Raw genomic sequence first — 15,047 nt, 5'->3', positions numbered from 1 at the left:
CGTGGAAAAGGATTATCCGGTATTAGCCACGGTTTCCCGCGGTTATCCCCGTCTGATGGGCAGGTTGCCCACGTGTTACTCACCCGTCCGCCGCTCGTCGCCACGGGAGCAAGCTCCCATGAAGACGCGCTCGACTTGCATGTATTAGGCACGCCGCCAGCGTTCATCCTGAGCCAGGATCAAACTCTCCATAAATGGAAAGCTCATCTTGAGCTCGGTCGGTACCATAAGTACCACTGCGTTTTTTTAGTTGGCCGCCTCAACCGCTCCTGTAATAGAAGCTTTTATCGGAATTAAACGTTGACATATTGTCATTCAGTTTTCAATGTTCTTCGTTTTGTTTTTCGGTCACTCTTACAACTATACTCGGTTCAATATGTGATATCAAGTGCCAATTTTACACTTTCAATCATTTTTTCGTTCCGGTGTTTAGCGTTGCAATCCCTACCTTGTTGTCAGCTATTCAAAACAGCGACTTCTAAATCATACCAAGTTCGAAATCAAAAGTCAATAACAATTCTTAACTTCTTTTTTTGCTGACTGCCGCTCAAATCGGCGACTTTTATATAATAGCAAGCTTTAGGAAATCCGTCAATAAGAATTCTTGATTTAAGTTAAATTTTTTAACCGGACATCAACTTGTTAAGAATGTAATTATTAGATTATCATATTTGTGTTATTATGTATATAACAATTTTTGAGGTGAAATAATGGAGAGAAAAACGAATAAGATCAAAAGAATCAGAGGCTATGCCCTTGTAATGGTGTTTGCCGGGCTCATCATAATGTACCTTGGAGTGTTCTTCAGGGAAACCCCATGGCTGTTCGGATTATTCATACTGGCCGGTTTCATACCGCTTGGATTTTCAGTCATCATTTATTTCTGGGTGGGCATGGTCAGCACGAGGATCATCACAGTCGAGTGTCCCAACTGCGAGCGTCCGACGAAATTTCTCGGCAGGGTGGATTACTGCTATTTCTGCAAAGAACCTCTGACGATAGATAAGGAGCTCGAAGGTGAAGAATTCAATCTGGATTATAATGTCCAGCACAGAAGGGACGCGTTTGTAGCCCGAAAGAAACAAAAAGAAGACCAGTGATGAACTGGTCTTCTTTTTTTATGATGCCTCCCATGCCGGAAGCTATCTACAGTCCGGACATACGCCGTATATTTCCAACCGGTGGTGGCTCACATCATATTCAGTGACCGCCCCTGCCAGCTGTTCCACTTCATTCAGTCCCGGATAATGGAAATCCGTGATCTTCCCGCACTCACTGCAGATGATATGGTAATGTGTATCCGTCACAAAGTCAAAGCGGCTGGAAGCATCCCCATAGGTCAGCTCTTTGACCAGCCCTGTCTCTTTAAATAACTTCAAATTATTATATACAGTCGCTACGCTCATATTTGGATATTCACTTGATAAAGCCTTAAATATATCATCAGCAGTCGGGTGTTCGTCGGACTGTATCATGAAATTCAGTACGGCTTTACGTTGAGGCGTGATTCTGACACCCGTCTCTTTAAGTGTCGCAATCGACTCATTATAGATTTTGTCCGCATCCATCATCTTCATAACGATACCCACTTTCCTAGAATTGACTACTGGTAGTATCATTATTGTACTGAATTTCAAAATTACTTGTCAATAAAGACTTCTTATAATACTAATATCCCTTATTGATGTCGATGACATTTTCCATTTTACCGGTGTCGCCCATGTGTTGCAGGTTATGCTCGAATATATCGAAAGCTCTTTCTATATAACCGCCGGTCTTTGATGAAGCATGCGGCGTCACGGTTATATTGTCATACTTATAGAATGGACTGTCACTGTCCAGCGGCTCTTCATTGAAGACATCAAGTATGAGGTGCCCGATGATTTCTTCTTCCAGCACTTCGATCAGGACTTCATCCGGAGCGATATCCCCGCGCCCGATGTTGACGAACACACTGTCGTCCTTCATTTCATGGAAATGCTCCACCGTCAGGAGCCCCGTCGTCGCCTCCGTGCTCGGCAGGATGTTGATGAGGATGTCCGCTTCCCCGATATGGCGCATCAGTCCATCCAAAGTATGCGTTCTGCGGAACCCTTCCACTGCCCTGCCGTCCGTATTGTACCCGACAGTGTCCACTCCGAATGCGGAGAGGACCTGTGCAAGATGGCTGCCTATGCTGCCGGTGCCGAGAATATGCACCTGCCTGCCATAAAGTTCAGCTGTAAATGCATTTTCCCGCCAGTGCCCCGCCTTCTGATCTTCAGACAGCTGATTGAAACCTTTATAATATGAAAGGATGAGACCGATCGTGTACTCCGTCATCTGTATTTTATGGATGCCTGTGGCATTGGTGATCAGCACGCCATCAAGCTTATCCAGGGGCATCATTTCAAGTCCGGCACTCATCACCATGATCCATTTCAGGTTTTTGAACTCCTCCACATGGCTTTCGGTCATGTCGGTGCCGTAGGTGATGAATATCTCCGCACGGCCGCGTTCCTCTGCCGATATCTCTTTAGAGGAGATATATTCGTACTCCGCCTCCGGCAGGAGCACCTTTATCCTGGAAACCATCTTTTCAGGCAGATTAATGGTAGAAACTATATTTTTCATCCATTTATACCTCTTCTAAAAACGCCTTTAAATCTTCAGCATGCGTCTTCGCCTTCACATTATCCATCCGTTTTAAAATGTTGCTGTCCTCATCCACGACGAACGTCGTACGGACGATGCCCATCGACTCTTTGCCGAATGCCTTCTTCAGCCTGTATACATCAAGCTCTTTCGCCAGATTGAAGTCTTCATCCACTAGCAGATCGAAGTTCAGGTCATTTTTCTCGATGAAATTCTGATGCTTCTTCCTGGAATCACCGCTCACACCGTATACAGTGACATTCAGGCTCTTCAGTTCCTCCATGATTTCTTTCAAGTCGTTCGCCTGCGTTGTGCAGCCCGGCGTGTTATCCTTCGGGTAAAAATAAATCACGGTCGTATTCTTCAAATCTTCGTTCGATACAATCTCACCATTCTGATTTTCAAGTTTGAACTCGGGAAATTTCTCCATAATGAAACATGCCTCCATTTATTTTACTTATCATCAATGATACAAAACATCTCTTTATCACTCAAGAGCTTCCGATTCCCTTAAAAGCATACACTGTTTATGTTATTATATCTAATGAACAAATCGATATTTAGAGGATGAAAATATGTATACTCACAAGAATTCAGAAGCATTACAGAAAGAAGCTGAAGATATCATACTTGGTGGTGTCAATTCCCCCTCGCGTTCGTATAAAGCTGTCGGCGGCGGTGCACCGGTGGTGATGGACCGTGCAGACGGCGCCTACTTTTATGATGTGGACGGCAACAGGTATATCGACTACCTGAGTGCCTACGGACCAATCATCACAGGTCACGCCCACCCGCGCATACATGAAGCGATCGTCGAACAGAGTTCGCGGGGCATTTTATACGGCACCCCGACAAAGCTTGAGGTGGATTTTGCGAACAAAATCCGTGGGGCAATGCCTGCACTGGAAAAGATCCGTTTCGTCAACTCCGGTACAGAGGCTGTGATGACCACAATCCGTGTGGCGAGGGCTTATACAAACAGAAATAAGATCATCAAATTCGAAGGCTGTTACCACGGTCACTCCGACCTCGTACTCGTTGCGGCAGGCAGTGGCCCCGCACAACTCGGTACACCGGATTCAGCGGGTGTGCCTGAAGGGGTGGCACGCGATATGATCACCGTCCCTTTCAATGACATCGATGCTTTTAAAGAAGCCATCGGACACTTCGGGGATGAAGTCGCTGCAGTGATGGTCGAGCCGATCGTCGGCAACTTCGGCATTGTGGAACCGGCCGAAGGATTTTTGGAAGAAATCAATGAAGTTGCACATGCCAACGGTTCCCTCGTCATATACGACGAAGTGATCACCGCCTTCCGCTTCATGTACGGTGGTGCCCAGGACTTGCTCGGTGTCTACCCCGACCTGACCGCAATGGGCAAAATCATCGGGGGCGGAACACCGATCGGGGCATACGGCGGCAGACAGGATATCATGGAAAGTGTCGCCCCCCTCGGGCCTGCCTACCAGGCAGGAACGATGGCAGGAAATCCGCTGTCCATGGCCGCGGGCATCGCCTGCCTGGAAGTGCTCGAACAGCCGGATGTTTATAAGGTGCTTGACCGATTGGGCAGGAAGCTTGAAGATGGTGTCAACAGACTCATCGAAAAATACGGCATAGAGGCAAACACAAGCCGCCTGGTCGGTGCAATGACAATTTTCTTCACGAAGGAAAAGGTGACTGATTATCAGGCTGCCGAAAATACGGACGGGGCATTGTTCGCCAAATTTTTCAAAGGTCTCATCAGACGCGGTGTGAATATCGCACCATCCAAATACGAAGCATGGTTTCTCACAACCGCACACACAGATGAAGATATAGAGGAAACTTTGGATATTGTGGAAGATATTTTCAAAAATGACTTTTAGGAGATGATGCCATGCGCTTTGGTGCTCGGGTATTTAAAACCGGACTCACCGTAGTCCTCACTTTATTCATCACCCATCTATTCGGGCTTGGTCCGAGCTTGATTGCAGGCATCGCAGCAGTTTTTGCCCTCCAGCCGAACGTCCACCGTTCCGCGATGAGGACCTGGGAGCAGTTCCAGGGCAATGGATTGGGTGCCATTGCAGCCATCATAATGGTTTTATTATTTGGAAATAACGTCATCGTCATCGGACTGACTGTTATTCTGGTGCTCGCCACCCTGCTTTTTTTCAATCTGCAGAGTGTATCCACTCTTGCAGTCGTGACAGTGATTGCCGTCATGGATGCACCCCAGGTCCTTGAAGAAGGGGCATCTACGCTCGCCTTCCTGGAAGCGGCCGGCGTGAGGTTCGCCCTTGTCATGATCGGGGTGTTGTCCTCACTGCTGATCAACCTCGTATTCATCCCGCCGAGATACGAGACGAAGATGTATCATAACTGCTTCAACATCACGACAGACATCTTCAAGTACATCCGCCTGGAACTCAGCAGCATGAGTGAATACCAGATCGTCAAAAAAGATATCGAGTCACTCAGGGAACGGGTGGTGAAGCTTGAGACGATGTATTTGTGGTACCGGGAGGAACGTTCGATTTTCAGAAAAGACCGTTTCGCCGATGCAAGAAGAAAGATCTTGTTCAAACACCTCATTTCATCCACAAGGCGTGTATTTGAACTGCTCCGTAAATTCAACCGTTTTGAAAATGACTATAACCACCTGGATGAGGACTTTCAGAACAGGATACGATTTGAACTGGAATACCTCATGTCTTTCCATGAACAGATTTTCATGAAGTTCACCGAGAAGATAAAGCCGAACGTGACGAATGAAGGTATTCACGAGAATCTATACGAGACTTCACTGATGGATGATTTCATCAGGCACTATAACGAGGCGGAAACCGAGGAGGAACGTATTCAGTATACAAGCATAATGGAGATCCTTTCTTCATTGTACGAATATGCAAACTCTCTTGAACGCATCAATCGTCTGACGGACAGCTTCTTCAGGTTCCATTCCGAGAAAAACAAAATCAATATACAGGATGAGACACTGGACATTTAGCAGTCGACGGCAAGCACCCCCGGGAGGCATTCCTCCCGGGGGTGCTTCATTTATATCAGGAATTACTATGGAACACATTTTTAACGGCATGCCTGTGTGCGGCTTTCGCAACACCCCTGCCCTCTTTGATCGCCCAGACGACCAGGCTCTGACCACGTCTTGCATCACCTGCAGCAAAGACATTTTCACGGTTCGTCCTGTAAGTCTCTTCGTCGGCAGCAATCCGGTTGTTTTCCATACGGAGGCCGAACGCTTTCGGCAGAGCACTTTCGACTCCTTCAAAGCCGATCGATAAAAGGACCAGATCCGCTTTGAAGTACCTTTCCTGATCTTCCATCGTCATATGCGACAACGGTCCCTGATGCAGCACCTGCGTCTTCAGACCTTTCAGATCGCCGAACATATCCACATCGTAGCCCATGGTCTGGACGCCGTATGCCCTTGGCTCGATGCCGAACTTCTCCTGATACTCGGCATGGGCATAATCGAGCTTGAATGTCTTTTTCTCAAGCGGCCATGACGGGTTCCCTTCGATTTCATCAGGCAGACGATCATATTTATTCAGCTGGAAAATCGACTTGCATCCTTCCCGGAGGGCCATGGCCACACAGTCGGCGCCTGTATCACCGCCGCCGATGACGACAACATGCTTATCCTCGGCTGAAATTGTCGTCTCATCCAGTTCCCCGAGCTGATATTGAGTCTGCTCCGTCAGATAATCCATTGCCAGCCTGATATCTTTGGACTGACGCCCCTCAAGCTTCAGGTCGCGCTGCTTCCTCGCACCTGTCGCAACGATGACCGCATCATATTCGTCATCAAGTTCGTCAAAACCGATTTCTTTCCCGACATCAATGCCGCATTTGAAGGTGATGCCCGCTTCCTCCATCAGACAAATTCTCCGTTCAACGAGCGCTTTATCGAGCTTCATGTTCGGTATGCCATACATGAGCAGGCCGCCCGGCCTCACATCACGTTCGAACACATCGACCTCATGCCCCCAGGCATTCAGCTCATCTGCCGCAGTCAGTCCTGCAGGCCCGCTTCCGATGACGGCTATCCTTGTATTCAGCCTGTGCTTTGGAACCCTCGGCTCCACCCAGCCCTCTTCATATGCTTCATCAATGATTGTGCGTTCGATCCCTTTAATCGCCACAGGGTCCCCGTTGATCGATAATACACATGAGGATTCGCATGGGGCGGGACAGACCGTCCCCGTAAATTCGGGGAAGTTGTTCGTCTCCGACAGTCTTTTGAACGCTTCTTTGAAATCCCCTTTGTAGACGAGATCATTCCACTCCGGTATATAGTTGCCGATCGGGCAGCCGACCGTCTCTTTCCCGACACTTGAACCCGTCTGGCAGAAAGGGGTGCCGCAATCCATGCACCTTGCGCCCTGCTCGCTCGCATCATCGTTGCAGAACCTGTGCTGATAGGCGTCATAGTTATGGATTCTTTCCTTCAAATCATCTTCACTCTGGCTTTTTCGTGTATATTTTAAAAATCCCTTGAATTCACCCATATGCTCTCCCCTTCCTTAATGAATGTTCATCTTTTCCCTGTCGTCCGTATCGATCACGGTTCTGCCGTAAAATGCGTCCAGTTCCGCTTCCTCTTTCGAATGTTTCAGGGAAAGGCCGTACTGTATTTTTTGCTGCATCTCTTTATATTCGACAGGTATCACTTTAATGATTTCAAGTGTGCCTGCTTCGAGCTGAGCCAGTGCCATATTCGCTTTTCGGCTGTGCGTGAAGTACTCATGTGCAAATAAAAGGTGCTTCACTTTGGCCATTTCCTCTTCGTCGGTCACATGACCCACTTCTATTGTTTCACTGTTCATACCGACCATATTTTCACGGATCGTTTGATTATTGATGATATAGGCGATGCCGCCGCTCATGCCGGCCGCAAAGTTTTTACCGACCGAACCGAGGATCACCACCCGGCCGCCGGTCATGTATTCCAACCCGTGGTCGCCGATGCCTTCAACAACGACTTCCGCACCACTGTTCCTGACAGCAAAGCGTTCGCCCGCCCTGCCATTTACGAACATCTGGCCGCCGGTCGCACCGTACAGGCACACATTACCGACGATGATTTCATGACTGCGGTTCACATTCGGTGCAGTCACGGTGATCCTGCCTCCGGACAGACCTTTTCCTACATAATCATTCAAATCACCGGTATGATGCAGCGTGAGGCCCTGCGGTATGAATGCGCCGTAGCTCTGTCCCCCGTGCCCGTCGGTGTTCACTGTATAATGATCGTGCTTGAAATGATCCTTCCCAAACATCGCAGTGACTTCACTGCCGAGTCTTGTGCCGATATCCCTGTTCCGGTTCGTCGCATGATACGCCGCTTCGAACGGGGCTCCGGCATTCAGCTTGTCGGCGAATTCCGGGAGGATCGCCAATTCATCCAGCGAATATTCGAATGGATGCGCCTGGCTGATTTTTTTCACTCTGTCCCCTTCCATGCGTGTGAGAAGCGGCTGCAAATCGAGCTCGCTCATACGGTGACTGCTCACTTTGGTGTTGTCCACCTCCAGAAGTTCCACAGCACCGACCAGTTCATCCATCGTACGGAGACCGAGTTCGCTCAGGATTTCCCGGATATCTTCGGCGATGAAATTCATGAAGTTGACGACATGATCCGCCCTGCCTTTGAACAGCTTGCGCAGCTCCCCGTTCTGGGTGGCGATGCCGACGGGACATGTATCTTTATGACATACCCTCATCATGATGCATCCCATCACGACAAGCGGTGCCGTGGCAAAGCCATACTCTTCTGCACCGAGTGCAGCGGCCATTGCAACATCCCGGCCCGTCATCAATTTACCATCCGTTTCAAGCGTCACCCTGGAACGCAGGCCGTTCAGCATCAGCGTCTGGTGTGCCTCGGCAAGACCAAGCTCCCACGGCAGCCCGGTATGCTGGATGCTTGTCAGCGGCGAAGCCCCGGTCCCACCATCATAGCCGCTGATGACTATCTTGTCGGCGTACGCTTTCGCTACACCTGCTGCAATCGTGCCGACACCGTCTTTTGCCACAAGCTTCACAGAAATATCCGCTTTCCTGTTGGCATTCTTCAAATCATGTATCAGCTGGGCCAAATCTTCAATACTGTAAATGTCATGATGCGGCGGCGGTGAAATCAGCCCGACTCCCGGAGTCGAGTTCCTTGTTTCCGCAATCCATGGATACACTTTTTCACCAGGCAGCTGTCCGCCTTCGCCCGGCTTTGCGCCCTGGGCCACTTTAATCTGTATTTCCTCCGCACTGTTCAAGTATTCACTGTTCACCCCGAAGCGTCCGGATGCCACCTGTTTGATCGCACTGTTGTAATTTCTCCCATCTTCATCCACTTCAAAGCGTCGGGGATTCTCCCCTCCCTCGCCGCTGTTCGATCTGCCCCCGAGACTGTTCATCGCCTCCGCAAGCGTCTCATGCGCCTCTTCCGACAAAGAGCCGTAGCTCATCGCCCCGGTTTTGAAACGCTTCACTATATTTTCCGCAGGTTCCACCCTCTCGAGCGGGATCGGCTTCTTATTTTTGAATTTCAATAAATGCCTGATGCTCGAATGGTGGCCTTCATCCATATAATTTTTATATTCGTCATATTTTTCACGGTCACCGGTCATGCAGGCTTCCCTCAGCAACCTGATGGACGTGGGGTTGATGACATGATGCTCCCCCTGCTGCCTCCACTGGAATCTGCTTCCGGATTCAAGGTATTCCATGTTCCCGTCCTGCATATCCTTATTATTCCTGTCAATATCCTCTATGGATAAGCCGCCGATTTTGGAAGCGGCATTCCCGAAGTACTTCTCCATCACATTTCCGGATAAGCCGACGGCTTCAAAGACCTGGGCGCCGTGATAGCTCTGTACAGTGGAAATCCCCATCTTGGCCATGACTTTGATCAGGCCGGCAGTGAGTCCCTTGTTGTATTGATCGACCGCTTCCGGGCCGTCTTCGGACTGGTACATCGTCTCATGAGCAACGTACGGCTCGACGGCATTGGCACCGAAACCGACGAGTGATGCCACATGATGCACTTCCCGCACTTCGGCCGCCTTGATCACTATGCTCGTCTTCACCCTCTTGTCCGCTTTGATCAGAGCCTGATGTACGGCACTCGTGACAAGCAGCGACGGCATGACGTAAAGTCCGTCGTCTTCCAGTATCGATTCATCGGTGAGTACGATGATGCCGTAGTCATCCGCCACCATCACCGCTTCTTCCATCAGGTTGTCGAGCGCCTTTTCAAGGGAACCATTATACGTGATGTCGATTTTCTTGATGCCGAGCGCCTTGACATCCGGCCGCTCATAAACACTGTTATCAATCACCGGCGATGCAAGCTGGACCCTTTTCAGGACGTCCGTGCCCGGGCGGAGCAGATGCCCCTCCCCGCCGAGATATGCAATCTCACTCGTCACCACTTTTTCCCTGTACGAATCAAGCGGCGGGTTCGTCACCTGTGCAAAGTGCTGCTTGAAGTAGTCGAACAGTAATTTCGGCTTGTCCGATAAAAATGCGAGCGGCATATCGAAGCCCATCGCCCCGATCGGATCTTTGACTTCACGGCTGAGCGGCATCATGTATTTCTCTATATCCTCTTTCGTGTAGCCAAACCTGATCAAGAGGGTCTTCAGCTGCTCTTTTTCAAGAGCCTCCCTTTTGAACAGAGGAGTGTCAGCATCTTCCGACCGTGCGCCGTTCAGCCACTTGCCGTAAGGCCTCCTGGATGCGATGGCGCCTTTCAGCTCATCATTTTCAATGATCCTCGAAGAATCGAAATCCACCAGCAGAAGTTTGCCCGGACTCAACTGACCTTTGTATATGATATGATCCTCATCGACATCGATGACACCGACTTCGGAAGAATATATGATTTCATTTTCATCGGTGACATAATACCTGCCGGGTCTCAGGCCATTACGGTCGGTGAGCGCCCCGATCCTATGGTTGTCACAGAAGCTGATCATCGTCGGGCCGTCCCACGGCTCCATGATGTAGCTGTAGAATTCGTAGAAGTCCCTCACTTCGGGATTGCTGAAATCCTGGTATTTCCACGGTTCCGGTATCATGATCATCGCAGCTTCCTCGGGAGGCATGACCAGGCTCAAAAACTCAAGCACGTTGTCGACCATCGCGGAATCGCTGCCGCTCTCATCGATGATTCCCGTTATCTTATCGCCTTTTTCACCGTAGACGTCCCTCAGCCACTGTCTGGTGCGTGCACGCATCCAATTGGCATTCCCTTTGATCGTATTGATTTCACCGTTATGCATCAGCAATCTGTTCGGATGCGCACGTGCCCAGCTCGGGAAGGTGTTGGTGCTGAACCTTGAGTGGACCGAACCGAATTTAGAAACGTATTTGGGGTCGCTCAGATCCACATAGAACGTTTTGATCTGTTCTGCACGGAGCCAGCCTTTATACACGATCGTTTCATTCGAGAACGAAGAGACGTAGTGTTCGACCAGCCTTTCATTCAAGTTCTGTTCAATCATCTTCCTTAAATAATATAAATCGAGCGGTTCGTGGCAGTCTGTGATCACCTGGATGAACTGTGGCAGGTCCTCCAAGACGATATCCGCGACCACCGTTTCATCCACCGGCACATCGCGGAAGGCGATCAGCTGATGGCCCTCCCCCGCAAGGGTGTCGCGCACGGTCTCCTTGAATTCATCAGAAGATGCCCCGTGATCGAGCATATACATCCCCACCGAGTAACGGCTGAAGTCCGGGATGCCCGGGTACGCCTCTTTCAGCAGATCATGCGGGATCTCCGTCATGATTCCGGCCCCGTCCCCTGTCATGCCGTCAGATCCGATGCCGCCCCTGTGGTCCAGTCTGACCAGCATTTCTAGTGATTTCAGCACGATATCGTGCGATCTTTGGTTGTCCATATTTGCATAAAATCCGATGCCGCATGCGTCATGTTCATTTGCGGCATCGTACAGGCCGTGCTTTTTCACTTTCTGGAATAAGCTCATTCGAGTCACCTCTACTTCAGAATATTTCTATAAGTTAATATTATCCATATATTATTCTATACAATCAATATATCAATGATATAATATTGATATCAAAAAGAGATAGGTTGTGGATTTATGGAAATCAGACAGTTGATATATTTTACTGAAACGGCCCGGCTTCAGCATATGACGGAAGCTTCAGCTGTGCTCAACGTCGCCCAGTCCGCCCTTTCCAGACAGATCAGCCTGCTTGAAAGCGACCTTGGCATCCGGCTGTTCAGACGGGAAGGCAGAAATATCATACTTACTGAGGACGGCAGGGATTTTTATGAAGATGCAGTGAAAATACTTGAGATCGTGGACAGGACGAAGGCAAAGATCACCGAGAACAGATTGAAGAGCACTCAATCCATGAACATCCATATCACCAAATCCGACATGACCTCGAAAATCCTGCATACTTTTCAAGACGTACTGAAAAAACATACCGATGTTGATTTCAATATTGAGTCCCTTGACGAAAATACCATAGAAGAGAAACTGAACGGAAAATCGCTCGACATCGCGATTTCGACGCAAAGGTTCCAAAGCAGGAACATCAAAAGCGCATTGCTGTTTGATCAAAGCTACTATTATATATTCCGCGGGGGCGGTAAGGTCAACCTGCCGGTGAAAGCCTCCATGAATGAACTGGAGGATTTCACCATGCTGACAATGGATCCCGTGCTGGATATGAAAAGCCAGTTCAGGAATGCCACGCTCCTGAACATGAATGATATCGCCATCATACAGCACCTTCTGATCCATCATCCTTATATTGCAATACTCACTCATGAGGAGTGCAGGATCCTGAAACATTACTATCCCAACTTCACCATCCACACCCTCGAACACCTGAATGTCAGGCAGCCTCTCTATGCAAGCATCCTTTCCACCAATGACAAGATTTTTGTCGATGAATTATACAACCGGCTGAAAAATGAATTCACCGCCTTCGCAAACAGGATGATGCATTAAAAAAAGAGCTGAAACCTCCTTAGAGGTTTCAGCTCTTCCATCACTTCCAGCCATGATTTTCAGCAGCCCTGCCTTTGAACCTGCTGATGTGCGGATTGCCTTCGACGATGAACCTGTACAGGTAGTCCGCGGCTTCTTCCTTATTATCGATGCCGATCCTAGGCGTCGCCAGAATATTTCCAGGCGCTCTGCCGTGCCTCAGGATCAGGACCTCGTTGTTCAGCATCATGCCGTTATGTGCGCTCCGTGTAATGCCGAGCGACTGTGTGAGTTTTCCGGGCCCGTCGGTAAGATTGATTTCACGGCCGCGCCGCTCCTTCATCACATCGATGCCCAGACGGGGTTCGACTGCACGGATTAAAACCCCTTCCGGCTCATTCCCCCTGGTGAGGAAGTTCATGCAGTGGTGCCCGTGCATGGTATAAACATATACATGGCCGTACGGCCGGTACATCATTTCATTTTTCCTGTTCCTCCTGCCGCCGAATGTATGGGCGGCTTTATCCCCGACGCCGAGGTAGGCTTCCACTTCGGTGATGTAACCGCTGGTCACTTCACCCCCGACCCGCGTCACGACTTCAAGGCCCAGCAGTTGTTTTGCCGCATGCAGCGTCTCCTTTTTTAAAAATCCGATATCCACGTCGGACTGAAATTTATCTTCCATAATATATCACCTTATAAATTCTGAATGCTGTAAAGATCGTAGTACTCACCCTGCCTGCGCATCAGCTCTGTATGCGTACCGGATTCAACCACCACTCCGTCACTGATCACATGGATCTTATCTGCATGTGTCACTGTCGATAACCTGTGGGCGACGATGACGGTGGTACGTTCGGCGGATAACTTCAGCAGCGTATCCTGGATGATGCTTTCACTTTCCAGGTCGAGTGCACTGGTCGCCTCATCCAGTATCAGGATCGGCGGATTTTTAAGGAATACCCTGGCAATCGCGATACGCTGTTTCTGACCGCCCGACAGTTTGACGCCGCGTTCACCGACCTGGGTGTCATAACCGTCTTCAAGCATCATGATGAAATCATGTGCGTTGGCATGTTTCGCCGCTTCGACGACTTCTTCATCCGTTGCATTTGGCCGGGCAAGGAGGATGTTCTCCCTGACCGTTTCCGAGAAGAGGATGTTCTCCTGCATGACGATGCCGATCTGGTTCCTTAAGGATGACACCGTGAAGTCCCTGATGTCCGTACCATCCAGGGTGATGCTGCCTTCGGTGACGTCATAGAACCTTGGTATGAGGTTCACGAGGGTCGACTTGCCGCCGCCGCTCATGCCGACGAAGGCGACGGTCTCACCACTGTTGATGTCAAGGTTCAGATTGTTCAGGACCTGCCTGCCTTCCGCGGTATATCTGAAACCGGCATTATTGAGTCTGATGTTTCCATCTGTCCCTTCCAGTTCTGCGGCATCCTTCTTATCCGTCACATCATACTTCTCATCGAACAGCTGGAACACACGGTCCATCGATGCGATGCTCTGTGTCAGTGCCGTCGATGATGATACGAGCCGGCGCAGCGGCCCGTACAGCAGATCGAGGTAGGCGATGAATGCCGCGAGCGTACCGACGGTCAGGTTGCCCTGGATCACCTGGTATGCACCAAAGCCGATCACGAGCAGCGGCCCGATATCGGTGATGGTGTTGACCACCATGAAACTGCGCGCCGTCCACTTCGCATGGGTCGTCGCCTTATCGAGGAAGTTGCTGTTCCTGTCATTGAACCGTCCGGCTTCCTTCTTCTCCACCGCGAAACTCTTGATGACATTGATGCCCTGGATCCTTTCATGCAGGTAACCCTGCACTTCCGCCAGCGCCTGTGAGCGTCTGCGCGTGAATTTGCGCAGCCTTCCGAAGAAGAACCATACGCCGAAGATGTAGAACGGGAATATGATCATCGCGACGAGCGTCAGCTGTCCGTGCAGGCTGAACATGATTGCAAGGGCAATCAGTATCGTTGCAAGGTCCAGCCATATGTTCATCAGACCGGTCATGATGAAATCTTTGGTCTGTTCAACATCGTTGATGACACGCGAAATGATTTCGCCCACTTTATTGTTCGAATAATATTTTGCACTCAGCATCTGCAGATGACCGTATAATTTCTTACGGATGTCATACAGTATCTTATTGCTCGTCCACTGTGCGAGATATTGCCTGAAATACTCGACCGGCGGCCTTATTATGATGAAAATGAAGGCGAATACGAGCAGGATCTGAATGAGCATCGTCATGCGCTCGTCCGTGCCGAGGCCTTCGGGCATGATGATGTCATCGATTGTATACCTGATTAAAAGCGGGATGAGAAGCGGGATGCCGAATTTAAGTATACCGATGATGATGGTCAGGAAGATCAGCCACATGTATGGCCTTACAAACTTCAAATATCTTCTGATCAAGAACAA

The 15,047-nt window shown here is 49.6% G+C and carries 11 protein-coding genes and 1 rRNA gene; 4 read left to right on the top strand and 8 right to left on the bottom strand.

Going from position 1 to position 15,047, the window contains the following annotated elements; genetic code table 11:
• Nucleotides 1-195, bottom strand: a 16S ribosomal RNA gene (locus BUA12_RS12275); the annotation flags it as partial.
• 515 nt (nucleotides 196-710) lie between these two features.
• Between BUA12_RS12275 and BUA12_RS12270 the strand changes: the two genes are divergently transcribed.
• Nucleotides 711-1,100: a DUF2614 family zinc ribbon-containing protein gene (locus BUA12_RS12270; RefSeq protein WP_072710905.1), complete on the top strand. Its 390-nt coding sequence runs from the start codon at nucleotides 711-713 to the stop codon at nucleotides 1,098-1,100.
• Nucleotides 1,101-1,142: 42 nt separating this feature from the next.
• On the opposite strand, the gene perR is transcribed toward BUA12_RS12270, so the two are convergent.
• The 3 genes from perR to BUA12_RS12255 all read right to left on the bottom strand — a co-directional run bounded on the left by perR (nucleotide 1,143) and on the right by BUA12_RS12255 (nucleotide 3,064).
• Entirely contained in the window at nucleotides 1,143-1,577 is a 435-nt protein-coding gene (perR, locus tag BUA12_RS12265) for a peroxide-responsive transcriptional repressor PerR (protein ID WP_072710904.1), read from the bottom strand.
• A 91-nt stretch (nucleotides 1,578-1,668) separates the two neighbouring features.
• On the bottom strand, nucleotides 1,669-2,613 hold the full coding sequence (locus tag BUA12_RS12260) for a D-2-hydroxyacid dehydrogenase (protein WP_072710903.1): 945 nt from the start codon (nucleotides 2,611-2,613) through the stop codon (nucleotides 1,669-1,671).
• Nucleotides 2,614-2,617: 4 nt separating this feature from the next.
• On the bottom strand, nucleotides 2,618-3,064 hold the full coding sequence (locus BUA12_RS12255) for a peroxiredoxin (protein ID WP_072710902.1): 447 nt from the start codon (nucleotides 3,062-3,064) through the stop codon (nucleotides 2,618-2,620).
• A 145-nt stretch (nucleotides 3,065-3,209) separates the two neighbouring features.
• Here BUA12_RS12255 and BUA12_RS12250 point away from each other — a divergent pair, with 145 nt between their 5' ends.
• Nucleotides 3,210-4,502, top strand: a complete 1,293-nt coding sequence (locus BUA12_RS12250) for a glutamate-1-semialdehyde 2,1-aminomutase (RefSeq protein WP_072710901.1) — start codon at nucleotides 3,210-3,212, stop codon at nucleotides 4,500-4,502.
• 11 nt (nucleotides 4,503-4,513) lie between these two features.
• On the top strand, nucleotides 4,514-5,626 hold the full coding sequence (locus BUA12_RS12245; protein WP_072710900.1) for an FUSC family protein: 1,113 nt from the start codon (nucleotides 4,514-4,516) through the stop codon (nucleotides 5,624-5,626).
• Nucleotides 5,627-5,681: 55 nt separating this feature from the next.
• Here BUA12_RS12245 and BUA12_RS12240 read toward each other — a convergent pair whose 3' ends face one another.
• A complete protein-coding gene (locus BUA12_RS12240) occupies nucleotides 5,682-7,148 on the bottom strand; it encodes a glutamate synthase subunit beta (RefSeq protein WP_072710899.1) in 1,467 nt (488 codons plus the stop codon).
• A 15-nt stretch (nucleotides 7,149-7,163) separates the two neighbouring features.
• A complete protein-coding gene (gene gltB, locus BUA12_RS12235; protein ID WP_072710898.1) occupies nucleotides 7,164-11,630 on the bottom strand; it encodes a glutamate synthase large subunit in 4,467 nt (1,488 codons plus the stop codon).
• 117 nt (nucleotides 11,631-11,747) lie between these two features.
• On the opposite strand from gltB, the gene BUA12_RS12230 reads away from it, so the two are divergent.
• On the top strand, nucleotides 11,748-12,629 hold the full coding sequence (locus BUA12_RS12230) for a LysR family transcriptional regulator (protein ID WP_072710897.1): 882 nt from the start codon (nucleotides 11,748-11,750) through the stop codon (nucleotides 12,627-12,629).
• A gap of 40 nt (nucleotides 12,630-12,669) precedes the next feature.
• Here BUA12_RS12230 and BUA12_RS12225 read toward each other — a convergent pair whose 3' ends face one another.
• Both BUA12_RS12225 and BUA12_RS12220 read right to left on the bottom strand, forming a co-directional pair.
• Nucleotides 12,670-13,293: a DNA-3-methyladenine glycosylase gene (locus BUA12_RS12225; protein ID WP_072710896.1), complete on the bottom strand. Its 624-nt coding sequence runs from the start codon at nucleotides 13,291-13,293 to the stop codon at nucleotides 12,670-12,672.
• Between the two features lie 11 nt (nucleotides 13,294-13,304).
• Entirely contained in the window at nucleotides 13,305-15,041 is a 1,737-nt protein-coding gene (locus BUA12_RS12220) for an ABC transporter ATP-binding protein (RefSeq protein ID WP_072710895.1), read from the bottom strand.
• Between the last annotated feature and the right edge of the window lie 6 nt (nucleotides 15,042-15,047).

Source organism: Lacicoccus alkaliphilus DSM 16010, from assembly GCF_900142805.1.
GTDB classification, from domain to species: domain Bacteria; phylum Bacillota; class Bacilli; order Staphylococcales; family Salinicoccaceae; genus Lacicoccus; species Lacicoccus alkaliphilus.
This window is presented reverse-complemented; position numbering and strand designations above follow the sequence as displayed.

Excerpts from the sequence above, each read along its gene's own strand:
- gltB (WP_072710898.1), bottom strand. The coding sequence starts at position 11,630 with ATGAGCTTATTCCAGAAAGTGAAAAAGCACGGCCTGTACGATGCCGCA.
- BUA12_RS12240 (WP_072710899.1), bottom strand. The coding sequence starts at position 7,148 with ATGGGTGAATTCAAGGGATTTTTAAAATATACACGAAAAAGCCAGAGT.
- BUA12_RS12270 (WP_072710905.1), top strand. The coding sequence starts at position 711 with ATGGAGAGAAAAACGAATAAGATCAAAAGAATCAGAGGCTATGCCCTT.
- BUA12_RS12245 (WP_072710900.1), top strand. The coding sequence starts at position 4,514 with ATGCGCTTTGGTGCTCGGGTATTTAAAACCGGACTCACCGTAGTCCTC.
- BUA12_RS12230 (WP_072710897.1), top strand. The coding sequence starts at position 11,748 with ATGGAAATCAGACAGTTGATATATTTTACTGAAACGGCCCGGCTTCAG.
- BUA12_RS12260 (WP_072710903.1), bottom strand. The coding sequence starts at position 2,613 with ATGAAAAATATAGTTTCTACCATTAATCTGCCTGAAAAGATGGTTTCC.
- BUA12_RS12255 (WP_072710902.1), bottom strand. The coding sequence starts at position 3,064 with ATGGAGAAATTTCCCGAGTTCAAACTTGAAAATCAGAATGGTGAGATT.
- perR (WP_072710904.1), bottom strand. The coding sequence starts at position 1,577 with ATGAAGATGATGGATGCGGACAAAATCTATAATGAGTCGATTGCGACA.
- BUA12_RS12225 (WP_072710896.1), bottom strand. The coding sequence starts at position 13,293 with ATGGAAGATAAATTTCAGTCCGACGTGGATATCGGATTTTTAAAAAAG.
- BUA12_RS12250 (WP_072710901.1), top strand. The coding sequence starts at position 3,210 with ATGTATACTCACAAGAATTCAGAAGCATTACAGAAAGAAGCTGAAGAT.